We start from the raw sequence: 23,853 nt of genomic DNA on the forward strand, positions 1-23,853 counted from the left end.
TAACCGCCCAGCGCCTGCGCATGCAGCGGCGCTGCCGCACAGCGATTTTGGCGTGCGTGTCTCCGGATTCGCTATACTTGCATATTTTTTAATCGATGAAATCTATGCAACGAGTGATTCTGGCCATCGCCGCGCTGGCCCTGAGCGCGTGCGCCACCAAGGAGCAAAACCGTATCCAGGAAATCGGCGCCACCCCACTGCGCGACCTCAATATCGCCAAAGTGGAAATCCCGGACATCCTGCGCACTGCGATGGACAACCCCTACAAAGCGCCGGCCGAAAAGACCTGCCCGGCCCTGCTGGCCCAGGTGGCCGACCTGGATGAAGAACTCGGCCCGGATATCGATGCGCCGGAAGAAAAGCTGGACCACATGGACGCCTCCAAACAGTTTCTGGAAAAGGAAGCGACCGGCGCCCTGCAGCGCACGGTGGAAGGCGCCATTCCCTTCCGTGGCTGGCTGCGCAAGCTGAGCGGCGCCGAGCGTGCATCGCGCCATGCGCAATCGGCCGTCTTGGCCGGCAAGATCCGCCGCGGTTACTTGAAAGGCATCATGGAATCGAATTCCTGCCAAAAGGCTTGAACGCTTGCTTTTGCTGCGCCGCATCATGATAGAATTGTTGCAATCTTAGCCACAGCGGAGGCCAGCAAATGAAGCGCGTGATCTTCAACCAGAAGGGCGGAGTTGGCAAATCGACCATTGCGGTGAACCTGGCGGCCATCGCGGCGCACCATGGCAAGCGCACGCTGCTGATCGACATCGACCCGCAATGCAATTCCAGCCGCTACTTGCTGGGCGAGGCCAGCGCCGGCACGGCGCCCACCCTGGGCGCTTACTTCGAGCAAATGCTCAGCTTCAGCATGTTTGCCAGGCCGGCCGGCGAGTATGTGCACGCCACCCCGTTTGAGAATCTCTCGATCATGGTGGCCCATCCCGAACTGGGCGACCTGCAATCCAAGCTCGAATCGCGCCACAAGATCTACAAGCTGCGCGACACGCTCAACGAACTGGAACAGCAATACGACGACATCTACGTCGACACACCGCCAGCCTATAACTTCTTCACCCAATCGGCCCTGATCGCCGCCGACAGCTGCCTGATCCCCTTCGACTGCGACGATTTCTCGCGCCAGGCCCTCTACACCTTGGTCAACAACGTCAAGGAAATCAAGGCCGACCACAATCCGAAGCTGCAGATCGAAGGCATCGTGGTCAACCAGTTCCAGCCGCGTGCCCTGCTGCCCCAGCGCATGGTCGACCAGCTCAAGGAAGAAGGCCTGCCGGTATTCGAGAACAAACTCTCCAGCTCGATCCGCATCCGCGAATCGCACGAACGCAACCTGCCGATGATCCACCTCGACCGCAACCACAAGCTGAGCCAGGAATTCCTGGCCCTGTACGGCGAGCTGCGCTGACACTCCGTGACAACTTGATCCAGATCATGGCTGGAGCGCGGCGGCATGGCTAGGCTAGCGGATTTTGCCTGTCATGCTGAACGCCCCCGAACTCCTCCTGCCCGCCGGCTCGCTGGCCAAGATGAACGCCGCCTTCGACTACGGCGCCGATGCCGTGTACGCCGGCCAGCCGCGCTATAGCCTGCGCGTCAGGAATAACGACTTCTCCACCCTGCAGGCGCTCCAGCAAGGCATCGATGGCGCCCACGCGCGCGGCAAGCAGTTCTTCGTGGCCAGCAATATCTTCGCCCACAACGCCAAGCTCAAGACCTACCTGCGCGACATGGCGCCGGTGATCGCCATGAAGCCCGATGCGCTGATCATGGCCGATCCCGGCCTGATCATGCTGGTGCGCGAAGCATGGCCCGACATGCCGATCCACCTATCCGTGCAAGCCAACGCCGTCAACTGGGCCGACGTCAAATTCTGGCAGCGCATGGGCCTGACGCGCGTGATCCTGTCGCGCGAACTATCGCTCGACGAAATCGAGGAAATCCGCCAGCGCTGCCCGGACATGGAACTGGAAGTCTTCGTGCACGGCGCGCTGTGCATGGCCTACTCGGGACGCTGCCTACTGTCCGGATATTTCAACCACCGCGACGCCAACCAGGGTAGCTGCACCAATGCCTGCCGCTGGGATTACAAGGTCGGCGAAGGTTGCCAGGATGCCACCGGCGACATCTCGGTACTGCACCAGCAGCCGCGCCACCCGCTGGCCGACCAGACCTACCTGCTGGAAGAAGCCGGCCGCCCCGGGCAACTGATGCCGATTTTCGAAGACGAACATGGCACCTACATCATGAACTCAAAGGATTTGCGCGCGGTGGAGCATGTCGAACGCCTGGTGAAGATCGGCGTCACCTCGCTGAAAGTGGAAGGCCGCACCAAGTCCGCCTACTACGCCGCGCGCACCGCCCAGGTCTACCGCAAAGCCATCGATGACGCCGTGGCAGGCCGGCCCTTCGACGAAAGCCTGCTCGGCCAGCTGCAAGGCCTGGCCAACCGCGGCTACACAGACGGCTTCTACCAACGCCACCACTCGCAAGAGCACCAGAACTATATGCGCGGCGCGTCGGAGACCGACCGCAGCCAGTACGTGGGGGATGTGCTCTCGATCGCCGACGGCTGGGCGCGCGTCGATGTGAAAAACCATTTCGCGGTGGGCGACCGCATCGAAGTCATGCACCCGGGCGGCAACCGCGCCATCACCATCGAGCGCCTGCTGGCGGACGATGGTAGCGACATCACGATCGCGCCGGGCAGCGGCCACATCGTACGGATCGAGCTCGATGCCGGGCTCGATGGCGCGCTGTTGTCGCGCTACCTTTGATTATTGCAGGTTGATCGCGGGGGCAAAACCGGGGTCCAAAACCGGGGTCAGGTCTGTCATTCGGACAGCGAAACAGCTTCTTTGATCTTCCTCAATACGCAAAATTAGTCGATTTTGCGTATTGAGGTAGATTAAATGCTAGCGCTAGCTGTCCAAATGACAGACCTGACCCCGACTTTGGCCCCGATTTTTACCAGAAGGTGACGCGCTGTTCCGGCGGCAGGTACATCTTGTCGCCCTCTTTCACGCCGAAAGCGTCGTAGAAGCCGGGGTGGTTCTTCAGGCTGCCATTCACCCGGAATTCGGACGGCGAGTGCGGGTCCGATTTCACTTGCTGGATCAGCGCGGCGTCGCGCGCCTTGCCGCGGCGCGCCTGCGCCATCCCCATGAAGATGCGCTGCTCGGCCGTGTAGCCGTCGATTACCGGACCCGGCTGCCCCTTGGTGTATATCTGGTAGGCGCGGGTCGCCATGATCAGGCCGGCGTTGTCGGCGATGTTTTCACCCAGGGTCAGCTCGCCGTTCACGTTGTAGCCGGCCAGCGGACTGTAGCCGTTGTACTGCGCCACCAGCATCTTGCCGCGCGCGGCGAATTTCTCGCCGTCGTCCTGGGTCCACCAGTTGCGCAGGTTGCCGTCGCCGTCGTATTGCGATCCTTTGTCGTCGAAGGCGTGGCTGATTTCGTGGCCGATCGAGATGCCGACCGCCCCGTAGTTGATGGCCGGTTCGGCCTTCGGGTCGTACAGCGGGTATTGCAGGCGCGCCGCCGGGAATACGACTTCGTTCAGCGACGGGCTGTAATAGGCGTTCACCGTTTGCGGCGTCATGCTCCATGCTGAACGGTCGACCGGCTTGCCCAGCTTGTCGATGCTGAAGTTGTGCGCGAAGTCGCGCGAGCGCAGCACGTTGCCGACCAGGTCCTTGCGCGCCACGCTCAAGCGCGCATAGTCGCGCCATTTGTCCGGGTAGCCGACCTTGACGTTGATCTTGTCCAGCTTGGCCTTCGCCTGCAGCTTGGTTTCAGGGCTCATCCACTCGAGCGTGTCGATACCTTCGCGGAAGGCGGTGATGAAGTTCTGCGCCATGTCCGCGACCTGCTGCTTGCGCTCGGCCGGGAAGTATTCCTGCACATAGGCCTTGCCCACCATTTCGCCCAACGCACGGTTCACTTCCGCGATGGCGCGCTTTTGCAGCGAACGGTTCTCTTTGGCACCGGACAGCACGGCGCCGCGGAAGGCGAAGCTTTCGTCGACGAATGCCTGCGACAGGTAAGGGGCGAAAGAGCTGAGCAAGTGGAATTCGAAATAGGCTTGCCATACCGGCAGCGGGGTGGCTGCGATCACCTTGTCGAGCGATGCCAGGTAGCTTGGCTGGCTGACGACCACGGCATCGATCTTGCCCGCTACGCCGACGCCCTTCAGGTATGCGTCCCAGTCGAAGCCCGGCATCAGTGTTTTCAGTTCGGCCAGCGTCAGCTTGTTGTAGGTCTTGACCGGGTCGCGGTTTTCCACGGCCGACCAGTGGGCGCGGGCGATGTCGGTTTCCAGGGTCACGATCTGCGCTGCTTCTTTGGCCGCTTGCGCGTGGCCGGCCAGCGCCAGCATCTTCTCGATGTGCTGCTGGTATTTCGCCCGGATCTCGCTCAGGCGCGCATCCTGATCGGACAGGAAGTAGTCGCGGTTCGGCAAACCCAGACCGGACTGGCGAATCCCCACCACGTAACGGGTCGAGTCTTTCGCATCCTGGCGTACGCTCATGTCGATCGGGCCGACGGCGTCGATGCGGTTCAGGTGCGCCACCAGGGCGCCGATGCCCTTTTTGTCCGACAGCGCGGCAATGCGCGCCCGCTCCGCCTGCAGCGGCTTCAGGCCCAGCGCGTTGCGGCGCGCTTCATCCATGAAGCTGGCGTAGTAGTCGCCGATCTTTTGCGCGTCGGAGCCGGCCTTGCGCGCCTTGTCGTGTTCCGCCTTTTCGATGATGGAACGCACCTGCCCTTCCACGTTTTCCTGCGCCACGTTGAACGCGCCCCAGCTGGAACGGTCGGCAGGGATGTCCACGCCGCTCAGCCACTTGCCTTGCGAATAGCGGAAGAAGTCGTCCTGGGCACGGACTTGCGGGTCGATGCCGGCGGCGTCGACGCCCGATTGCAGGTCCGCTGCGAATGCGTGGGAACAAACCAGGCCGAATACCAGGCCGCCGAGGATGGTGCGTTTCATAGATCAACTCCGGTGAAAAAATACTTCCGGCAGTATGCCGCAGGCGGCGCGTCCTGGGGGAATGACAGCCGCCGCAGCAACAGTGTGTTACACGGCGGCCGGCATTTGACCTGCGGCGGCGCAGGGCCGATACTTGCCGGGTTTTTGATCCATTCACCCCAACCAGGAGGTAAGCAGTGAAATATTCCGTACTGGCCACCGTGCTGCTCGCTGCAACTGCGGCGCACGCGCAGGACGTGCCGAAGATCGATCCGCAGCGCTTGTCGCAGGACGTTAAAATTTTGGCATCGGACGAATTCGAGGGCCGCGGCCCGAACACCGCCGGCGAGGAGAAGACCGTCGCCTACATCGCCAAACAGTTCGAGGCGGCCGGCCTGAAGCCGGGCGGCGACCTGGTCAAGGGCAAGCGCAGCTGGTATCAGGAAGTGCCGCTGGGCCGCTTTGAAATCAAGGGCCCGGTGGCGCTGACCGCGCATGCCGGCCAGGACAGCATGCCGTTCGCCCAGGGCGAGCAACTGGCGGTGCGCGCCGCCATGAACGGCGCCAAGCGCGTGGACTTCGAAAAAGCGCCACTGGTCTTTGTAGGCTACGGCGTGACCGCGCCCGAGCGCAAATGGAACGACTTCAAGGGCGTGAACCTGAAGGGCAAGCTGGCTGTGGTGCTGATCAACGATCCTGACTTCGAAACCGGCGCCGGCGATTTCGGCGGCAAGGCCATGACCTACTACGGCCGCTGGACCTACAAGTTCGAGGAAATGGCGCGCCAGGGCGCAATCGGCACCCTGATCGTGCATGAAACCGCACCGGCTTCCTACGGCTGGGCGACGGTGAAGAATTCCAACACCAATGTGATGTACGACATCGTGCGCAAGCAGCCCGGCAAATCGCACGCGCCGATGGAAGCGTGGATCCAGCGCGATGTGGCGGCCGACCTGTTCAAGCGCGCCGGCCTCGATTTCGACGCCGCCAAGAAGCAGGCCCAAACGCGCGACTTCAAGCCGTTGGAGCTGAAAGGCGTGAGCCTGTCGGCCCACTATGCGGTCGATACGCAGGTGATCAAGTCGAAAAACGTGGTGGCGGTGCGCGAAGGCGCGGCCGCTCCACAGGAAACCGTGATCTACAGCGGCCACTGGGACCACCTCGGCATCGGCGAGCCGGATGCCAAGGGCGACAAGATCTACAACGGCGCCATCGACAACGGCACCGGTATCGCCGCCTTGCTGGAACTGGGCCGCGTTTACGGCAAGGCCCCGGCGCCCAAGCGCAGCGTGGTGTTCCTGGCCGTGACGGCTGAAGAAAAAGGCCTGCTCGGTTCCGAGTACTACGCCGCGAACCCGGTCTACCCGCTGGCCACCACCGTCGGCATGATCAATATGGATGCCATGAGCCCGCACGGCCCGGCGCGCAACTTCACCATCTCCGGCAGCGCCAAGCTGGACCTGCTGGATATGCTGGTGGCCAAATTCAAGGCGATCGATGTCAGCTACACGCCCGATCCGCACACCGAAGCGGGCTACTTCTTCCGCTCCGATCACTTCCCGATGGCCAAGCGCGGCGTACCCGCGTTCTCCCTCGATTCCGGCGAAGACTGGGTAGACGGCGGCCTGGCAGCGGGCAAGGCCTCGCAGGAAGCCTACACCAGCAACAACTACCACCAGCCTTCGGACGAGTGGGATGCCAAGTGGCCGTTCACCGGCATGGCGCGCGACCTGGGCGTGTTGTACAGCCTGGGCCGCGACCTGGCTGAATCGCAGGATTGGCCGAACTGGTCCAGCGATTCCGAGTTCCGCACGGTGCGCGACCAGAGCGCGGCCAAACGCTCCAGGTAATCCCCGAACGCCCTCCGCCACGGAGGGCGTTTTCATTACAGCGTCACAGTTGACTCCAGACGACCCGGCATGCCATGCTGGGTTCACAACTAGATCGTTTTTGCTGGAGACAACCATGAACTTCACGCAGTCGATGAGCATCGCCCGCAAGCTGGCGGTGCTGAATGCCGGTGCCATCCTTGGCATCATCATCCTTACGGCCACTTTCCTCATTTCCGAACGCACCCTGATCCTGGAAGAAAGGACCAGCAATGTGCGGCAGGCGGTCGAAACCGCCTACGGAGTGCTCGACTACTACCAAAAGCAGGAAGCCAGCGGCGCCCTGCCCCGTGCCGACGCCCAGAAGAAGGCCATGGAAGCGATCAAGGTGTTGCGATATGGCAACGGCGAATATTTCTGGCTCAATGATATGCAGCCGAAGATGATCATGCACCCGATCAAGCCGGAGCTGGACAACAAGGACCTCAGCACCAACAAGGACCCGACCGGCAAATTCCTGTTCGTGGAATTCGCCAATATGGTCAGGAAGGCCGGCGCCGGCCCGGTCGATTACATGTGGCCGAAACCGGGCAGCGACAAACCGGTGCAAAAAGTCTCCTACGTGAAAGGCTTCGAACCCTGGGGCTGGATCCTCGGCTCCGGCGTGTATGTCGACACGGTCGACGCCACCGTGCGCGGACGCGCCGTCACCTTTGCCATCGGTGCCGTGCTGCTGGCGGCGCTCTTGCTTGGCGTCGGCGTGTTCATCGCGCGCGGCCTGCTGCGCCAGCTGGGCGGCGAACCGGATTACGCTTCCTCCATCGCACGCAGCATCGCGGGCGGCGACCTGACCGTACCGATCAGCGTCAAGCGCGATGACGATAGCAGCATGGTCAATGCGCTGAAAGGCATGCGCGACGATCTGGCGCGCATCGTCGGCTCGGTGCGCACGGCCACCGAGACCATCGCCACGGCGTCCAGCGAGATCGCGGCCGGCAACAGCGACCTGTCGGCCCGCACGGAAAACCAGGCCAGCTCGCTGGAAGAAACCGCCGCCTCGATGGAGGAGCTGACCGCCACCGTGCGCCAGAATGCCGACAGCGCGCGCACCGCCAACGAGCTGGCCGCCAGCGCGTCGGAAGTGGCGCAGAAAGGGGGCGCCGTGGTGTCGCAGGTGGTCGAGACCATGGCCTCGATCGACAGCTCCTCGCGCAAGATCGTGGACATCATCAGCGTGATCGACGGGATCGCCTTCCAGACCAATATCCTTGCCTTGAACGCGGCGGTGGAGGCCGCGCGCGCCGGCGAGCAGGGCCGCGGATTCGCCGTGGTGGCCTCCGAAGTGCGTAACCTGGCGCAGCGCAGCGCCGCCGCGGCCAAGGAAATCAAGGACCTGATCGGCGCTTCGGTGGAAACCGTCGGCGTCGGCAATACGCTGGTGGCGCAGGCGGGCAGCACCATGCAGGAGGTGGTGGACAGCGTGCACCGCGTGCGCCAGATCATCAACGAGATCAGCACCGCCAGCCATGAACAGAGCGCCGGCATCGCCCAGGTGAATGAAGCGATTTCGCAGATGGATGCGGTGACGCAGCAGAATGCCGCGCTGGTCGAACAGGCCGCCGCCGCCGCGGCCAGCATGCAGCAGCAGTCGGCCGCCTTGCTGCAGGCGGTCGGCGTGTTCCGTGTTGAATCGGATACTGCCGGCGCCGCGTCCCGCCGCCTGCCGCGCCTGGGACGCGGCTGAAGCGGCTGAAGCGGCTTAACAGGCAGGACCAGGATCAAACAAGCCTGGTCCGCTGATTTGGCGGGTCTACGGTTAATCCAGCTTCAACTCCTGGCCGCATCCGGGATATTTCTTCATCTGGTTCTGGATATCTCCAACAGCCGTGCCATTCAGGCTGAATTCCCGCCCGGCGATATTCCAAAACGGTTGAATGGCCTTGTCCTGCGAATTTTTCGGTGCGTAGCGGTGAACGCCGGCATATCTTTGTTCAAACTGCCGCTCCAGTTCCTGAACCTGCTCCCGGGTATAGGTAGCCGGATAGCTGCGCGTAATCGACATGACCCTGAAGGATTGCTGCAAAGTGTCTCCATCGGGGAGCAAAATCGCAAGCACCGTGGTATCGAAACCATTCTCCGACTTGTACCGCCCATACACATTCGGACTTGTGCAGAAGCCTTTGAGATGCGTCAGCTTCGGAATGCCATCGCTATCGAAACTCCTTTGCATCAGATACGGCGCAGCGGCGCGCAAGGCATCCTTTGAATTGGCCCCGGCCACGAGCCCCCTGGTATAGACCCTCACGCCTTCGTCGTCCAGCTTGAGGTTGCGCACCTGTAGCTTGGGGCCGTTGGCATAGTTCACGTAGTAGCTCACGTCCCACTTGACCTTCCCCAGCGTGGCGATGTCATCCCCGATGCAAATTCCATTAATGCATGGCATGCCGTTTTTGACATACTCGTTTGACGGGCTGTCGGCAGGGCTTGCCGTCGCAACGGGCCGGGCTTCCTTGGCCTGCGGCGCCGCAGCGGCCTCGATGGTTTTGCAAAAGTGATTCCTGATGGCGGATTCGGGGGATTGCTTGCCGACCGGCGTGGTGTAGGTCATCGATAGCTGGACGCCGCTGGCGGAAGGGGCGATAGCAATATCCAAGGGGATGCTGTCGCCCTTCTTGTACGAGCTTTCCTGGACGGCGGATATGGCGCCCTTGTTCCTGTCGGAGGAAAGAATTTTGAAACCATTGGCGGCGGTGAATGCCGACGCATTATTAAACGCGCTGCCGGCATCCGCCCCTGGCAAGTCCGCCCAGGTTTTATACGTCTTCGCGGAAAACGGGCCGCCGCTCGTGGCGAAATGATCGTCGCAGGGGGCGGCCGCCGCGAAGGCAGCGTGTTGAAGACAAATCAGGGCGATGCCATATTTGAGGAAGGGATGAAGATTTCGTGCCAAGGGATGCTCCAGTGTTGCCAGTCCGGGCAGGTAAAAAGGGTTCTCGAGCAGCGCCGCGCATGCCGGCGTTAGCTTTTACCTAATATTACAAGCTTGCACTACTTTTGGTGGCAAATGTCCTACCGTGCGCACCGCAAGGACTGGCTGGCGTGGGGACGCGCATACCGGCAAGGCCATGGCAGGCGCCGGATATGCGCAGGGGCGGGGTTTATTTGACGCGGGTGTAGCTCATTTCCATCCACTTCATTTCCTTGCCGTTCGGCCCCGGGCCCCACATTTCCAGCTTGTGGTTGTCGTTGTCGGCGATGACGATGTTCATGGTGTACGGCACTTCCTTGCCCATCATCGGCTCCGACATCATGCCCTTGTATTTGATGGTGTTGCCGTTCATGGTACCGTGCGCCAGCGTCATGCTGGTGCTGCCGGAATCGATCCAGCTGCCGAAGTACTTCTTGGTGACGTTGTCATAGCCCTGGATGCCCAAGCCGTCGAAGGCCTGGCCCATGAACTTGCCCTGGTAATTCTCCTCCAGGTAGCGATTTCCCATGATCCACTTGCGCTCGGTGGCGCCGTCGCTTTCTTCGGGAGGTTTGGATGGGTCCATCCACATTTTCGATTTGACCGTGAACTTGCCGGCGAGCGCCTCAAGTTTCTTGTGCGCCTCACCCGGTGTCGAGGCCTTGGTCATCGCCTCCATCGCCGCCTTTTCATCAGGCGGCGCAGCGGCCTTCTTCTTTTCCGGCGCGGCACTGAGCGCAGTGCCAGCCAGGGTGAACCCGGAAACAACAACCAGGTACTGCGCGATACGGCGAAGCTTCATGGCTATCTCCTATCCAGCAGGGTTGTGGAGCAGCCATTCTCTGCGTGTCCGCGCTGCCCTGTCAACTGCGGCGCTGCGTTTCGCGCAACTTGCGGCGCAAGCGCAGGTTGTCCGCTACTGTCGTCACTAATGCAAGTGTCATCAGCACGGAAACGGCATCAGAAGCCAGGTAGTGCCAAAATGCCCACGCGGCGAAGGCGCACGCCAGGGCCAACAGCAAGTCTCTCATCATCGCATCCCCCATTCAATCCAGCGGCGGCCATGCACTTCAGCCTAGCACGAAGGTGCAGACTTCATTTGAGAACTGTCGAAGAAATGCCGGCTTGTCTGGCAAGGGCTCGACCGTGTGGGGCGGAGCAAGGTCCATGAAGGAGAAATGTCCGGCACCATCGGTGACGTGCAGTGTGATGGGAAGCTGCTCCCGCAAGGCTTGCGCCAGCCATTCGCTCTGCGCGGGCGGCGTGACCGTGTCCGCACTGCCCGCCCATGCCAGCATGGGGATGCGGACCGCATCAAGTGCATCCGGCGCCTGAAAAAAGCCGGTTGGCGGCGCCAATAGCGCAAGGCGGGTAAGGCGGCGTTCCCTTGCAATGTCGGCACGCCGCTCCGGCCCCAGCCACATTTGCGCGCCCGCCATCGCGACCAGGACGGCGGCGCCAATCGAATGGCCGACGCCGCTGATTCTTGCCGACGGCTCGGCGAATAGATCGAGCGCCCTGGACAAACGCCGCGCCCTGAGCGTCAATTCCCCCTCGCTGGGATATGACGACGCCAACCGTGCGAAATGTGGCGCGATGACCGTGCAGCCCGATTCCACCAGCGCCTGCAGCAGCGTGGCATGCCGCTCCGGCACGCCGCCCGAACCCACCGCGAACAGCACAACCGGCGCCGTGCCTGCCGCTTCGTGTACAGAGACCGGGAATTCTCCGTCCCCATCCTTCAACATTTCCGTCATCATCAGCATTCCCCTACGTTGGACATGCCACCATCTTCAAGCCTCACGCCACGTCAGGGTCAAGCATTGTTTCAGCCCAGTTCAAAGGTCGTGATGCCGAATTGACGTTCCAGCGGCAAGCCGGGGTCGGCGCCGGTGTACATGCGCGCCGTTTCGAAGCAGACCTGCATGCCATGGCGCGCGGCCAGCGCCACCGCCGCCGCGTTGGGTTCCGGCACATCCAGGAAGACCGGCTCGTCGAGCGGCACGCGGCCGCGCAAGGCGTGCATCAATTCATCCGCCACTGCCGGCGACTCGGTGCACAGTGGACCGATCTTGAAGCCGGCGCGGCAGGGCCGCAGCACGCCATACCCCTTAAGCACGCCGCCATCGTGCACGCCCAGCGTGACACTACCATCCTGCTGCAGCCAGCGCCGCATGAACTGCGTACGGTCGCCGGGGAAAAAGGCGCGGTCGTAATCCAGCAACTCTGCGATATGCTGAGGCCCCAGGGGCAAGACCCAGTCATGCTGCGGCATATTGCTGCCCCGCCCTTCGTAGCGCACATTGCGATGCGCCAGCTTGAAGCCGGAGCGGGCGTAATTGGCTTGCTGCGCCAGCACGCCATCGAGCCCGACATTGCGGCCCGCCAGGTGCGCCATGCCGGCTTGCCAGATCGCCATGCCGAGTCCTTTGCCGCGGAATTCCGGCCGTACGATATAGCCGCCGATAAAACCGAATCCCGCGCCGTAGCGCACCGCGAAAATGCTGGCCACCGCCTGCCCTTCCAGCGTGCCAAGCAGGAAGCCATCCGGATCGGCGGCATAAAAGCTGGCGGCGTCCTGCAAGCCGGGATTCCATCCTTCCGCAGCGGCCCAGTCCAGGACCGACTCCAGCTCGGGTAAGCTCATGGATCGGATTTCCATGTCAGGCGCGCCTGGCTTCGTCATATGCGCTGAACGCTGCCCGCAGCGCATACTCCCATGCTGCGCCGTCCTGTTCATACAGGAAGTTGGGCGCCGCTGGCGGCACCGGTTCCAGCACGCTGCGGCGCCGGTACAGGTAAACGGTGGTCCAGGCAACGCTGGGCGGCGCAAATTGTTTCAGCAGTTCGAAGGCCGGGTGCATGATCGGAAAAGTCACCGTGGTGAGCAGCGCGCCCGGCTGCAGCTCGCGCGCCAGCTTTTCGCCCAGCCGGTCCATCAACGGTGCGAAGCAGGTGCTGTAGACGTAGACCAGGGTGGCATCGCCGACATCGGCCGCGAACATGTCCTGCTGCTGCAGGCGCACGCGGGCGGCAACCGAGGCCGCTGCGGCCGGGTCTTCGTCGGCGCCGGCCACCAGCATCTCGGCCAGCCGCACTTGGGCCATGTCGTGGCGATAGCGCAGCAGCTCGATGCCGGTGCAGCGCATGCCGGGCAAGGCCAACGCCGCATTCAGCACGACTTTGCCTAGGCCGCTGCCCAGGTCGATAAAGTGGCCTTGCGGCGGCAGCCATGGGGCAATCGCTTCGAAGTAGTTGTCGAGTTCCTGCTGCGTGAATTCGCCGTAGATCAGGCGCCCGTCATCGACCAGCCATTGCGCCAGGTCCGAATCGGAAATCTCGGCCAGGCTGCGCGTGGCGGCGCGTTCGGGCAGCATGCCATGCTGCTGAATGCCGGCCGGCACACTGCCGGCAATCAGGCGCCGGTGCGGCTTTAGGCGTGCGATCAAGGTCTCCCGCAAGGCGGGTGTGCAGAACGCTTCGCGCACGGCCAGGCCGATCTCGACATAGCGTGCAAACAGTGCATCGTCGAGCACCGGGCGCACATGCTGGGCGCCGCTGGTGATTGCCTGCCGCATCGCGCGCATGACTTCCCCTTCTAGGACGGATTACCCACTTTACAATAAAGAAACCGCCCCGTGGGGCGGTTTTCGCATCGGCCGGGTAGCGGCTTAGAAGCGGTAGTTCAGCGATGCAGCGTAGGTGCGGCCCAGCTGGCTGAACTGCGAACCGTCGTAGGTCACCATATCGTAGCGGCCGTTGAAGGTGATCAGGTTACGCTGGATCATGCGCAGGTTCGGATCGTCGATGATCTTCTGGCCATTGGCATTCAGCGCACGGAACTCCCACTCTGGCGTGGTGTTGAACACGTTGTTGATGTTGAACGACACGGTCATGTTCGGCATCACGCTGTAGTTGATGGCGAAGTCGGTGACGTTCTTAGGCTTGAACTTGGTCTCCAGGTTGCTATCCAGGCCAGCCTGGCGGAAACGGGTCGGGCCGAACACGGTGTTGTTGACCGACAGGTTCAGCTTCTGATAGTCCCAGTCGGCGCCAAGAATGGTCTTGAACTTCGGACGGGAAGTGAACATCAGGGCTTCCTGGGTCGCATCCAGCACGGACTGTCCAGCGGCGGCAACGATCGGAGGATTGTTGACAGCGCCGTCGCGTTCATTCTTGCGGGTGTAGTTGCCCGACAAGTTCAGGGTCAGCTTGCCGTCTGCCAGCGCGATATTCTTACGCGACAGCACGTAGTCCAGGCCTTCGGTCTTGGTCTTCACCGCGTTCACGAAGAAGCTGACGGAAACGATGCCGTTCGCCGCCAGGATCTTGTCCAGCTGCTGGGTCGCATCGCCGGTCGGCACGATTTCCTTGCCCAGCACGATGCGGTCCTTGACCTTGATGTTGTAGTAGTCCAGGGTCATGCTGGTGTTCGCATCCGGCTTCAGGCCCAGCCCCAGGGTGATGTTGTCGGACTTTTCAGCCTTCAGCTTCGGCACGCCCAGCGCGGCAGCTTGCGCCGACACGTTGTTCACCAGGCCGGAGACCTGGATGCCGCCGCCAGGCACGAAGGAGTACTGTGCCTTCTGGGTGTAGATCTGCGCCAGCGACGGTGCGCGGAAGCCCGTCGATGCCGAGGCGCGCAGGGTGACCCAGTCGTTCGCCTTGTAGCGGGTGGACAGCTTCCACACGAAGGCCGAACCGAAGTCGGTGTACTTTTCCCAGCGGCCGGTGCCGTCCACCAGCAGTTCCTTGCTGATGTCCCAGGTGGAGCCGGCGTACACGCCGTAGTTGGAACGCGAGGAAGGGAAGGAGTTGTCCGGGTGGTTGCCGGCGAAGGAGTCGGCGCCGCTGCCCTGCCACGAGGCACGCTCGCCGGCTTTCACTTCGAACTTCTCGTGGCGCAGTTCGGTACCGGCGTAGAAGTTGACGGTATCGGTGATCTGCCTGGAGATGTCGCCGTTGAATACGTAGTGCTGGAACTCCACGCCGCCAGCGTTGAAGTGGGTTGGCGAATGCTCGGTGCTGGTGCCGGCCAACACGGCGTCTTCCATGCTGCGGTTGACCGAGTGGTCGACCTCGTATTTCTGCTTGTTGCCGCCGTAAGTCAGGCTGAAGTCGGCGGTCCAGCCAGCCAGATCCATCTTCACGCCACCGGTGGCGTTGTAGTCATCCAGCGTGCCGTCGAAGGTCGGCTGGTAGCCTTCGTAGGTCGAGCCGGCCGGGTGCAGCAGGCCGTAGTCGGTCGGGCGCCAGTACGGGGTACGGAAGTTCGCGAAAGAATTGATCTTCTTGTTCACGTAGGCCGCGTTGGCGTAGATGGCGATGCCTTCGCCCAGGTCATAGCGGGTGTTGAACAAGCCCTTGTAAGCCTTGGTCCGCGGCGAGCCGTTGATATTGCGCGCGTCGGGGTATTTGGACAGGAAGGCCTGCACCTGCGACAGCGGGGCACCGAAGTCGCTCGCCTCGCCTTCGGCGCTGACTGCGCCGGAACGGCTCGACAGGTTCACACGCGACGCCTCGACGGTGTAGTTGAAGAAACCGCGGTCGCCGCCCAGTGGGAAGCCTTGGTTCAGGCTCAGCCCGCCCATGCCGCCGTCATGCTTGTGCGTGATGCCGGTGCGCGCGGTGACGGAACCGCCTTCCGAGTTGTCCTTCAGGATAATGTTGACCACGCCGGCGATGGCGTCCGAGCCGTATTGCGCGGATGCGCCGTCGCGCAGCACTTCGATGCGTTTGATGGCATCGGCCGGGATGGCGGAAATATCGGAGCCCGATTCGCCGCGGCCCGGCGACGTCTGGGTGTAGACCAGCGAGCTCATGTTCTTGCGCTTGCCGTTGATCAGGATCAGCACGCGGCTCGGGCCCATATTGCGGATTTCGTAAGGGTCCAGCAGGGAGGTCGCGTCGTTGACCGGGGTCTGTACGGTGTTGAAGGAAGGGACGCGGAACTGCATCGACTTGTCCAGGGTGACCTGGCCGGTCTTGGTCAGTTCGCGCGCGCTCAGTACGTCAATCGGTACTGGCGTATCGACCATGGTGCGCTGGGCGCCACGGCTACCGGTCGAGACAATGACCACCTTCTGGATCTCGTCGGTGGTGCTGTCTACCGCCTGCTGCGCCAGGGCCGGCACGGCCGCCTGTGCCTGGGCGTGCGCTTGGCCGAGCAGCACAAACGGGCTGGCCGACAACATCAATGCTGCAATCGGAAAATGTTTATTCATGTATATCTCTCTTCCATACAGATTTATAAAGCTACCAGCCGGAATTTATATGCAACATTTTCTTACGTCCATTATTTCAAGTAATACATGCGCAAATACAACATCGATGGATCTTTTTTATGAAGCGGCGCTGTAACTAAAAAGCAGCGTGATAATCTTTGTGCCATGAGCTATAAAAGCCTCTGCATAATGCTGGCGTTGCTGACCGGCATGGCAGCCCATGCCGCGAAGGCGCCCCCTTTGCGCCTGTGCTTCGAAGATGTCGACCAGCGCCCCTGGAGTACGCCCAAGGGAAAAGGCTTGAATTTCGAATTGTTAAAGCGGGTTGAAACACTCCTTAATGAACAATTTATTTATTTCCCAAAACCCTGGAAGCGTTGCCTTAGCGAATTAAAACTTGGCCAGGTGGATGGTGTAGTGGGAGCCGCCGATGCCGTTGACCGGCGCCCCTGGTCGCGCATCCCCGAATTACCCGATGGACGTGAAGATTCCTCGCGAGCATTATTTGACGATGCCGCCCTGGTATTTTTACGCGTCGGCGGAAATGGCAGTTGGGACGGCCATGAATTAATTGCCCCCGGCAAACTGGTGATCGTGCAATCGGGCTACCTGATCGCGCAGCAATTGCGCGACAAGGGCTTTGCCGCCCGCGACAGCGTCAAATCGGCCGCCGACGCGCTACGCATGTTGGCCAACGGCAGTTACGATGTCGCCATCCTGCAAGGCCTGGAGGCCAGCCGGCTGGCGCATGAGGACGCCCGCTTCGTCGGCCGCGTCCAGCAGGCCGAGCTGCCCTATGCCACCGTCAACCTGCACCTGATGGTGGCGCGCGGGGTCTACCAGCGCGATCCGCAGCGCATCGAAGCCATCTGGCAAGCCATCGGCACCGTGCGCCAATCCAAAGATTATCGACAATTAGAGGAAGATGCCGGCGTTAGACATTTTCATTGAGGCAATTTTATGGTTAAATAAATGGCATGAGTTTCCTCCTTGATGGCCGCCTTTCCCTGACAACCCCCGAAGGTGTACGTTTGCAGCTGACGCCCGCTGGGCCGGCGGTGCGCGCCTACGCCTGGGCAATCGATTTTGCCGTCTGGGGTGCCGGCACCGCCCTGCTGGCCACCCTGCTGGGCGCCATCGTGCCCTCCGCCAAGCTATCTAGCGGCCTGTTCTCGATTGGCCTGTTCCTGGCCTACTGGGCTTATCCGGTGCTGTGCGAGGTGTACGCCGGCGGCCGTACCCTTGGCAAATATGTGGTCGGCCTGCAGGTACTGCGCGCCGACGGCCTGCCGCTGCGCTGGCGCGAATCTGTGCTGCGCAACCTGCTGCTGGTGGCCGACTTCCTGCCGATCTTCTATGCGTCCGGCTTGCTGAGCATGCTATGCGACCGCCATTTCCGCCGCCTGGGCGATATCGTGGCCGGCACCCAGGTGGTGTACCGCGACAAAGCGCCGCAGCGGGTCGACGTGCCCGACGCCACGCCCCTGCCCCTGCCCTTCCCCCTCACAGTGGAGCAGCAGCGCGCCCTGGCTGACCTGTTCGCGCGTGAAAGCCGCCTGCCGCACGGGCGCATGCTGGAATTGGCCGACATCGCCGCCCCGCTGACGGGGCGCGAGGGCGAAGCCTCGCTGGAACGTTTGCGCGGCATGGCCGCTGGATTGGTTCGATGAAACAAGCGCAGTTTGAATCCACCTACGGGCCGCTGTGGACCGAGATCGACCTCCTGCTGGGCAAAGGCGCCGCCGGACGCGAAGCCTTGCCGGAACAATACCGCCGGCTGTGCCAGTGCCTGGCCTTGGCCAGCCAGCGCGGCTACTCGCCGCAGCTGGTGTCCTACCTGCACGGGCTGGTGGCGCGCTGCCACCATGCCCTGTATGGCGTGGCCGCCGAGCGGCCCACCGTGCTGCTGCAATGGCTGCGCCTCGACTTGCCGCGCCGCGTGCGCGCCGAGTGGAAGCTCTTGCTGCTGGTCCTGCTGTGCCTGCTCGGCCCGGCCGTCGCCATCGGCCTGCTGGTCTGGCACGACGCCCACAACGCCTACCTGTTCTCGTCGCCGGAAGACCTGGCGCGCATGCACCAGATGTATTCGCCCTCTAGCGTCAAGACCGGCCGCGGTGGCAGCGAAGGCGACTTGCAGATGTTCGGCCACTACATCTGGAACAATGTTTCGATCGGCTTCCGCACCTTTGCCAGCGGCATCTTCGGCGGTGTGCCGGCCATGCTGAGCGTGCTGTTCAACGGCATGCAGATGGGCGTGGTGGCCGCATGGCTCAGCCTTGATCCGGCCACGCGCACCAATTTCTGGTCCTTCGTGGTGACCCACTCCAGCTTCGAGCTGACCGGCCTGGTGCTGTCCGGCCTGGCCGGCATGCGCCTGGGGCTGGCGCTCATCAAACCGGGCCGCCTGAGCCGCCGCCGCGCGCTGCAGGAAGCCAGCATCGAGATGTATCCGGTGGTGGCGGGCGCCGCCCTGCTCACCGTGCTGGCCGCCTTCTTCGAGGCCTTCTGGTCGGCCAGCGCCTTTGCGCCGGCCGTCAAATACAGTGTCGGCGCCCTGTGCTGGGCCAGCGTGTTCCTGTTCTTTGGGTTCGCCGGGCGCGAGAAAGGCACGCATGCAACTCGATAAGGTACGTCTGGACCTGCGCCCGCGCAGCAATACCCAAGGCCTGGACCTCGGCTTTGCCCTCCTGCATGCTGGCGGCGCCGACGTCTGGCTGGCCTGGCTGGCGCTCTGGCTGCCGCTGTCGGCGCTGGGCATCATGATCAGTTGGCATTTCGCCGGCTCGCCGGCTTGCCTGTTAGGCTTGCTGCTGCCCTGGTGGCTGCGCCCTATCCTGGAACGGGCGCCGCTGTACGTGCTGGCGCGCCAGGTGTTCGGAGAGCAGACCAGCTGGCGTGCCGCCTTGCGCGCCTGGCCCCGCGAACTGGGCGGCGGCTGGTTCCGCATGCTGACCTGGTGGCGCCCATTCATGGCCGGGCGCGGTCTGCACCAGCCGGTATGGGTGCTGGAGCGGGCGCGCGGCAAGACCGCCACGGCGCGCCGCGCCACCATCGCGCGCAACGGCACCGGCGGCTCCGCCTTCTGGTTCGGTATGGGTTGCTTCTGGATGTTTGAATTTGTACTGGCAATCGGTGTGCTGGCCCTGATCGGCCTGTTCATGCCCGGCGAAACGTCTAACCCGTTCGCTGTGTTCCTCATGCAAGACAATCTAGCGCTGCAATGGGCGCTGGTCACCGGCGCCGGCTGCTTGGCCTTCGGCACAATGGGCCCGATTTACACTGCCTGCACCTTCACCCTGTACCTGAACCGCCGCGCCACGCTGGAAGCCTGGGATCTGGAAATCGTGCTGCGCCAGCTGCGCGCTCCGGCAGCCCGTCCCGCGGCGCGCCAGACGGCCGCCGCCGTGCTGATGGCGGCGCCGCTGCTGGCCATGGCCATGCTGGGCATGCCGCCGCCCGTGCAGGCCGCGGCGCCTGCCGTGGTCGCCGCCAAGGTTCCCGCCGAGTGCACGCCGCCGGAAGGCCTCCTGCTGGAAGAGACCGGCCAGGCAGCGGCCCGCACACCGCAGCAGGCCGAGATACGCCGCCAGCTGGCCGCAGTGCTGGCCCACGAGGATTTGCGCGGCTATCGCTGCACCAAGGTGTGGGAATTGCGCGATCCGCCCAAGGAGGAGAAGAAAGAGAAGAAAGCGTCGCCGCCCTTGCTGCCGCGCTGGCTGGTCGCGATCCTGGCAGGCATCTTCAAGGCCGCCCTGATCGCTGGCGCCGTGGCGCTGGTGGCCTGGCTGCTGTGGCGCTACGCGGCGCCGCTGCGTTTCAACTTCTCGGCCGCGCCGTCGCCCAAGCTGGCCACCGAAATCGGCGGCCTCGATATCCGCGAAGAGAGCCTGCCGGCGGATGTCGCCGGCGCCGTGCGCAGCCTGTGGCAGCAAGGGCAGCAGCGCGCCGCGCTGGCCCTGCTGTACCGCGCCACGCTGTCGCGCCTGGTCACCCGCCAGTCACTGCAGCTGCACCAGGGCGCCACCGAGGGCGAATGCCTGGCGCTTGCCCGCAGCGCGCAGACGGCCGGCACCCTCGATAGCGCCAGCCTGGCCCTGGCCGACCAGGCCACCACGCTGTGGCTGAACGCCGCCTATGGCGCGCGCTGGCCGGACGGCGATGCCGTGGCTGCGCTGTGCGGCCGCTGGCAAGCCCATTTTGACGGCGAGGCAGCATGAAGCGCAGCCATGCCATCCTGATCGCCCTGGTTTCCCTGCTGCTGCTCGGCGGCGGCTACGAGCTGTGGCACGCACTGTTCCACAAAGTGTGGCGCGGCGAACTCTACACGTCCCCGGCCCAGGAAAAGAATCCGATGCTGGTGGCGACCCGCCTGCTGGAGGCCGGCGGCCACGCGGTGCGCGTCGAGCCGATGCTCACCTACCAGCTGCTGAACAAGCTGCCGGACGGCGTGCTGCTGCTGTCGCCCTATGCGCGCCAGCCGGACGAACAGCAGGCCAGGCTGCTGCTCGACTGGGTGCGGCGCGGCAATACCCTGATCATGACGCCGGGCCGGATTCAGAACGCTGTCGACAAGGCGGACCAGCCGGACGCCATCAGCGAAGAGCTGGCCGACCCGCTCGGCAAGCATTTCGGCGTGGCGATGTCGGGCCGCGTGCGCGTCGACGACAGCTGCCGCCTCGACCCGGTGGAAGCGAAGCGCCGCGCCAAACTGGCTGCCGCGAAGGCCGAAGCGGCCAAGAAAAAAGACCAGGACGACGAGGATGAAGAGGAAGAGGACGAGGGGCAGCCGGAAGCGCCGGCGCGCCTGGTCTGCCTGAACGCGCCCGGCGCACCCAACACCATCGAGCTGCGCCAGCACGACGACAACCTGCTGCGCTTGGAAGGCAAAGGCCCGGCGCCGCTGTGGGGCGATACCTACGGGCTGGCCGTGCTGGTCTATGCCGAGGGCCGCGGCAAGGTGGCGATGGTTGCCGCCGACGACGACAGCTATTTCGACAACGGCACCCTGCGCCAGTTCGACCACGCCGAGCTGCTGCTCCTGCTGGCCGGCCAAGGCGGCGCCAAGGCCCCGGTACTGCTGGTGCAGCACAACGAAACCGTCGGCTGGGCCGCCTGGCTGTGGCAGCACGCCCGCCCGGTGCTGCTGGGCCTGGCCGCCTTGCTGCTGCTGTGGCTCTGGAACGCCACCCGCCGCTTCGGCCCGCTGCTGCCGGAAGCTGCCGCCCCGCGCCGCGCGCTGATCGAGCATATCGAAGCCAGCGGCCGCTGGCTGTGGCGGCTGCCGCAAGGCCGCGCCCTGCTGCTGCAAGCCGTGCGTGCGCGCACCGAAAAGCTGCTGCTGCGCCGCCTGCCGGAATTGCACGCCATGGATGGCAACGAACGCGCGCGCCGCCTGGCGCGCCTGACCAGGCTGCCGGAAGCGCACATCCTCGACGCCCTGCTCGGCGCGCCGGCCACGCGCGCCGCCGAATTCACAAGACAGATATCAACACTCCAACAATTGCGAGCCCACCATGAGCGATAGCATGCCTCCAACCAGCCACAACGCCATCCCGCCCGACCGCCTGGCGCAGGCCATCGACATCGTGCAGCGCCTGCGCGAAGAAATCGGCCGCGCCATCGTCGGCCAGCAAGCGGTGGTCGAACAAGTACTGGCCTGCTGCCTGGCCGGCGGCCACGTGCTGCTGGAAGGCGTACCGGGCCTGGGCAAGACCCTGCTGGTCAAGGCGCTGGCCAAGACCTTCGCCGGCGAGTTTTCGCGCATCCAGTTCACCCCCGACCTGATGCCGGCCGACGTCATGGGTCACGCCGTGTTCGACCAGCGCCAGCAAACCTTCACCATCCGCAAAGGCCCGGTGTTCACCCACCTGCTGCTGGCCGACGAAATCAACCGCGCCCCGGCCAAGACCCAGTCGGCCCTGCTGGAAGCCATGCAGGAGCGCCAGGTCACCATTGAAGGCGAGCCGCATACGCTGGAGGCGCCGTTCATGGTGCTGGCCACCCAGAACCCGCTAGAAAGCGAAGGCACTTATCCGCTGCCGGAAGCGCAGCTGGACCGCTTCCTGATCAAGGCGCGCATCGCCTACCCGAGCGAGCAGGAAGAAACCGCCATGCTGCTGGCCGTGACCCAGGACCGCGTCGGCGACGGGCTGGAAGTGGCCCAGGTGCGCACCCTGATGAAGCCGGAAATCCTGGTCGCGCTGCAGCAACTGGTGGCACGCATCCGCGTCGACGAGGCGGTCGCCAACTACGCTGTGCGCATGGTGCGCGCCACGCGCCAGTGGCCGGGCGTCTCGGTGGGCGCCGGACCGCGCGGCAGCATTGCCCTGATCCGCCTGGCGCGCGCCATGGCCCTGATGGCGGGCCGCGACTACGCCACCCCGGACGATATCAAGCGAGCCAGCCTGCCGGTGCTGCGCCACCGCATCGCCCTGTCGCCGGAAAGCGAACTCGATGGCCTGAGCGCGGACGACGTGCTGGCCGCCCTGATCGACTCCGTCGCCGCGCCGCGCAGCTGATGAATCCAACCCGCCGCATGTTCCACGCCCTGCTGGGCGTGACCGCGCTCGGCGTGCCCGCCAGCGTGTGGCCGCAGCTGCAACTGCCCTGGCAGCTGCTGGGCGGCGCCCTGCTGCTGGCGGCCGGCGCCGACGCCTTGCTGGCGCGCCGCCGCCCCGCCCTGCGCGCCGAGCGCAGCATGGCCGGCGTGCTGCCGGTGGGCGCCTGGCACGATGTGCGCCTGACCGTGCACAACGAAGGCACGGCGCCGCTGCAGCTGGACATCTTCGACGACTACCCGACCACCTGGGAGCTGGAAGGCATGCCGCATGCGGCGCGCCTGGCGCCCGGCGCCTTCTCCAGCGTCACCTACCGCGTACGCCCGCAGGAACGCGGCGACGGCCAATTCGGCACGCCCTGGCTGCGCGTGGCCGGTCCGCTTGGGCTGTGGCAGGCCACGCACCGCATCGGCCCGCAGCAGACCGCCAAGGTCTTTCCCGACGTGGCGCGCCTGCTGGGACAAGCCCTGCGCGCCACCGACCGCCAGGCGCCGACCGCCGGCTCGCTGGTCAAGCGCCAGCGCGGCGAAGGCACCGACTTCCGCCAGCTGCGCGAATACCGGCGCGGCGACAGCCTGCGCTCAATCGACTGGAAAGCCACGGCACGCCACCGCAAGCCGATCAGCCGCGAATACCAGCTCGAACGCGACCAGCAGGTGGTGTTCCTGGTCGACACCGGCCGCCGCATGCTGGCGCGCGACGATGGCACCAGCCACTTCGACCATGCCCTGTACGCGGTCCTGACGCTGGCCTTCGTCGCCGGCAAGCAGGGCGACGCGATTGGTTTGATGAGCTTTGGCGTCGACAGCCGCTGGCTGGCGCCGGCCAAGGGACGCATCGGCCTGGACCGCATGCTGGCCGGGGTCTACGACCTGCAGCCAGGCGAAGCGGCGCCCGACTACCTGCGCGCCGCCAACGACCTGCTGAATCGCCTGAACCGGCGCGCCTTCATCGTACTGGTGACCAATGTGCGCGACGAAGACGACCTGGCGCTGCGCCAGGCTGTCGACCTGCTGTCCTCGCGCCACCTGGTGCTGTGTGCCAGCCTGCGCGAACGCGCGCTGGACGCCGCCAGCGCGGCGCCGGTGCAGGGGTTTGACGATGCCTTGCGGCTGGCGGCCAGCGAGCATTACCTGCAGCAGCGCCAGGATGCGATCCGCCGCCTCGGCCTGCGCGCCGGCCACCTGGTCGATGTCGCGCCGGAGCAGTTGGCCGGCGCGCTGTTGAACCGCTATCTCGATATCAAGGAAAGCGGCGCCCTGTGACGCTGGAAGCGGCTCAGATGCCGTAGCGTGGAA

20 protein-coding genes are annotated in these 23,853 nt (G+C 64.1%); 12 read left to right on the forward strand and 8 right to left on the reverse strand.

Annotation, left to right across the window (positions count from 1 at the left end; genetic code table 11):
* Positions 1 to 104 precede the first annotated feature (104 nt).
* The 3 genes from H597_RS29965 to trhP all read left to right on the forward strand — a co-directional run bounded on the left by H597_RS29965 (position 105) and on the right by trhP (position 2,783).
* A complete protein-coding gene (locus tag H597_RS29965) occupies positions 105 to 581 on the forward strand; it encodes a hypothetical protein (protein WP_154667992.1) in 477 nt (158 codons plus the stop codon).
* 68 nt (positions 582 to 649) lie between these two features.
* Positions 650 to 1,414 (forward strand): ParA family protein, encoded by a 765-nt coding sequence (locus tag H597_RS0106475; protein WP_028101414.1) that lies wholly within the window; start codon positions 650 to 652, stop codon positions 1,412 to 1,414.
* A gap of 73 nt (positions 1,415 to 1,487) precedes the next feature.
* Positions 1,488 to 2,783 carry a prephenate-dependent tRNA uridine(34) hydroxylase TrhP gene (gene trhP / locus H597_RS0106480; RefSeq protein WP_028101415.1) on the forward strand — a complete coding sequence of 432 codons (1,296 nt, stop codon included), beginning with the start codon at positions 1,488 to 1,490 and terminating at the stop codon, positions 2,781 to 2,783.
* 190 nt (positions 2,784 to 2,973) lie between these two features.
* Here the strand turns inward: trhP and H597_RS0106485 are convergent, their stop codons facing one another.
* On the reverse strand, positions 2,974 to 4,998 hold the full coding sequence (locus H597_RS0106485) for a M13 family metallopeptidase (RefSeq protein WP_028101416.1): 2,025 nt from the start codon (positions 4,996 to 4,998) through the stop codon (positions 2,974 to 2,976).
* Positions 4,999 to 5,174: 176 nt separating this feature from the next.
* Between H597_RS0106485 and H597_RS0106490 the strand changes: the two genes are divergently transcribed.
* Positions 5,175 to 6,827, forward strand: a complete 1,653-nt coding sequence (locus H597_RS0106490; protein ID WP_028101417.1) for a M28 family metallopeptidase — start codon at positions 5,175 to 5,177, stop codon at positions 6,825 to 6,827.
* 115 nt (positions 6,828 to 6,942) lie between these two features.
* Complete coding sequence (locus H597_RS29970) at positions 6,943 to 8,550, forward strand: methyl-accepting chemotaxis protein (RefSeq protein WP_229632114.1); 1,608 nt, start codon at positions 6,943 to 6,945, stop codon at positions 8,548 to 8,550.
* Between the two features lie 72 nt (positions 8,551 to 8,622).
* Here the strand turns inward: H597_RS29970 and H597_RS0106500 are convergent, their stop codons facing one another.
* The 7 genes from H597_RS0106500 to H597_RS0106530 form a co-directional block, all read right to left on the reverse strand.
* Positions 8,623 to 9,756 (reverse strand): hypothetical protein, encoded by a 1,134-nt coding sequence (locus H597_RS0106500; protein ID WP_028101418.1) that lies wholly within the window; start codon positions 9,754 to 9,756, stop codon positions 8,623 to 8,625.
* A 208-nt stretch (positions 9,757 to 9,964) separates the two neighbouring features.
* Entirely contained in the window at positions 9,965 to 10,576 is a 612-nt protein-coding gene (locus H597_RS29975) for a DUF1579 domain-containing protein (RefSeq protein ID WP_051293588.1), read from the reverse strand.
* Between the two features lie 61 nt (positions 10,577 to 10,637).
* Positions 10,638 to 10,796, reverse strand: a complete 159-nt coding sequence (locus tag H597_RS35465; RefSeq protein ID WP_211232018.1) for a hypothetical protein — start codon at positions 10,794 to 10,796, stop codon at positions 10,638 to 10,640.
* 48 nt (positions 10,797 to 10,844) lie between these two features.
* Positions 10,845 to 11,534, reverse strand: a complete 690-nt coding sequence (locus tag H597_RS29985) for an alpha/beta hydrolase family protein (protein WP_154667994.1) — start codon at positions 11,532 to 11,534, stop codon at positions 10,845 to 10,847.
* 68 nt (positions 11,535 to 11,602) lie between these two features.
* Complete coding sequence (locus H597_RS0106520) at positions 11,603 to 12,421, reverse strand: GNAT family N-acetyltransferase (protein WP_229632115.1); 819 nt, start codon at positions 12,419 to 12,421, stop codon at positions 11,603 to 11,605.
* A gap of 16 nt (positions 12,422 to 12,437) precedes the next feature.
* Positions 12,438 to 13,361: a class I SAM-dependent methyltransferase gene (locus tag H597_RS29990; protein WP_051293590.1), complete on the reverse strand. Its 924-nt coding sequence runs from the start codon at positions 13,359 to 13,361 to the stop codon at positions 12,438 to 12,440.
* Between the two features lie 84 nt (positions 13,362 to 13,445).
* A complete protein-coding gene (locus H597_RS0106530) occupies positions 13,446 to 15,998 on the reverse strand; it encodes a TonB-dependent receptor plug domain-containing protein (RefSeq protein ID WP_035373340.1) in 2,553 nt (850 codons plus the stop codon).
* 165 nt (positions 15,999 to 16,163) lie between these two features.
* Between H597_RS0106530 and H597_RS33980 the strand changes: the two genes are divergently transcribed.
* From H597_RS33980 to H597_RS0106565, 7 genes are read left to right on the forward strand one after another with little or no spacing between them, the layout of a single operon-like run.
* Positions 16,164 to 16,949: a substrate-binding periplasmic protein gene (locus H597_RS33980; protein ID WP_083940978.1), complete on the forward strand. Its 786-nt coding sequence runs from the start codon at positions 16,164 to 16,166 to the stop codon at positions 16,947 to 16,949.
* 26 nt (positions 16,950 to 16,975) lie between these two features.
* Entirely contained in the window at positions 16,976 to 17,668 is a 693-nt protein-coding gene (locus tag H597_RS0106540; RefSeq protein WP_028101422.1) for an RDD family protein, read from the forward strand.
* Entirely contained in the window at positions 17,665 to 18,624 is a 960-nt protein-coding gene (locus tag H597_RS0106545; RefSeq protein ID WP_028101423.1) for a stage II sporulation protein M, read from the forward strand. The genes H597_RS0106540 and H597_RS0106545 overlap by 4 nt, the downstream gene beginning before the upstream one ends.
* Positions 18,611 to 20,215: a hypothetical protein gene (locus H597_RS0106550; protein ID WP_028101424.1), complete on the forward strand. Its 1,605-nt coding sequence runs from the start codon at positions 18,611 to 18,613 to the stop codon at positions 20,213 to 20,215. The genes H597_RS0106545 and H597_RS0106550 overlap by 14 nt, the downstream gene beginning before the upstream one ends.
* Positions 20,212 to 21,522 (forward strand): DUF4350 domain-containing protein, encoded by a 1,311-nt coding sequence (locus H597_RS0106555; RefSeq protein ID WP_028101425.1) that lies wholly within the window; start codon positions 20,212 to 20,214, stop codon positions 21,520 to 21,522. Before H597_RS0106550 ends, H597_RS0106555 begins: the two co-directional genes overlap by 4 nt.
* Position 21,523: 1 nt before the next feature.
* A complete protein-coding gene (locus H597_RS0106560) occupies positions 21,524 to 22,516 on the forward strand; it encodes an AAA family ATPase (RefSeq protein WP_211232019.1) in 993 nt (330 codons plus the stop codon).
* Complete coding sequence (locus H597_RS0106565; protein ID WP_028101427.1) at positions 22,516 to 23,820, forward strand: DUF58 domain-containing protein; 1,305 nt, start codon at positions 22,516 to 22,518, stop codon at positions 23,818 to 23,820. The genes H597_RS0106560 and H597_RS0106565 overlap by 1 nt, the downstream gene beginning before the upstream one ends.
* Positions 23,821 to 23,853: the final 33 nt, after the last annotated feature.

This window comes from Pseudoduganella violaceinigra DSM 15887 (assembly GCF_000425385.1).
GTDB classification, from domain to species: domain Bacteria; phylum Pseudomonadota; class Gammaproteobacteria; order Burkholderiales; family Burkholderiaceae_D; genus Rugamonas; species Rugamonas violaceinigra.

What these genes read in the sequence shown, in the direction of transcription:
- H597_RS29965 (WP_154667992.1), top strand. Translation starts at nt 105, where the DNA reads ATGCAACGAGTGATTCTGGCCATCGCCGCGCTGGCCCTGAGCGCGTGC.
- H597_RS0106475 (WP_028101414.1), top strand. Translation starts at nt 650, where the DNA reads ATGAAGCGCGTGATCTTCAACCAGAAGGGCGGAGTTGGCAAATCGACC.
- trhP (WP_028101415.1), top strand. Translation starts at nt 1,488, where the DNA reads ATGCTGAACGCCCCCGAACTCCTCCTGCCCGCCGGCTCGCTGGCCAAG.
- H597_RS0106485 (WP_028101416.1), bottom strand. Translation starts at nt 4,998, where the DNA reads ATGAAACGCACCATCCTCGGCGGCCTGGTATTCGGCCTGGTTTGTTCC.
- H597_RS29970 (WP_229632114.1), top strand. Translation starts at nt 6,943, where the DNA reads ATGAACTTCACGCAGTCGATGAGCATCGCCCGCAAGCTGGCGGTGCTG.
- H597_RS29975 (WP_051293588.1), bottom strand. Translation starts at nt 10,576, where the DNA reads ATGAAGCTTCGCCGTATCGCGCAGTACCTGGTTGTTGTTTCCGGGTTC.
- H597_RS29985 (WP_154667994.1), bottom strand. Translation starts at nt 11,534, where the DNA reads ATGATGACGGAAATGTTGAAGGATGGGGACGGAGAATTCCCGGTCTCT.
- H597_RS0106520 (WP_229632115.1), bottom strand. Translation starts at nt 12,421, where the DNA reads ATGAGCTTACCCGAGCTGGAGTCGGTCCTGGACTGGGCCGCTGCGGAA.
- H597_RS29990 (WP_051293590.1), bottom strand. Translation starts at nt 13,361, where the DNA reads ATGCGCGCGATGCGGCAGGCAATCACCAGCGGCGCCCAGCATGTGCGC.
- H597_RS0106530 (WP_035373340.1), bottom strand. Translation starts at nt 15,998, where the DNA reads ATGAATAAACATTTTCCGATTGCAGCATTGATGTTGTCGGCCAGCCCG.
- H597_RS33980 (WP_083940978.1), top strand. Translation starts at nt 16,164, where the DNA reads ATGAGCTATAAAAGCCTCTGCATAATGCTGGCGTTGCTGACCGGCATG.
- H597_RS0106540 (WP_028101422.1), top strand. Translation starts at nt 16,976, where the DNA reads ATGAGTTTCCTCCTTGATGGCCGCCTTTCCCTGACAACCCCCGAAGGT.
- H597_RS0106545 (WP_028101423.1), top strand. Translation starts at nt 17,665, where the DNA reads ATGAAACAAGCGCAGTTTGAATCCACCTACGGGCCGCTGTGGACCGAG.
- H597_RS0106550 (WP_028101424.1), top strand. Translation starts at nt 18,611, where the DNA reads ATGCAACTCGATAAGGTACGTCTGGACCTGCGCCCGCGCAGCAATACC.
- H597_RS0106555 (WP_028101425.1), top strand. Translation starts at nt 20,212, where the DNA reads ATGAAGCGCAGCCATGCCATCCTGATCGCCCTGGTTTCCCTGCTGCTG.
- H597_RS0106560 (WP_211232019.1), top strand. Translation starts at nt 21,524, where the DNA reads ATGCCTCCAACCAGCCACAACGCCATCCCGCCCGACCGCCTGGCGCAG.
- H597_RS0106565 (WP_028101427.1), top strand. Translation starts at nt 22,516, where the DNA reads ATGAATCCAACCCGCCGCATGTTCCACGCCCTGCTGGGCGTGACCGCG.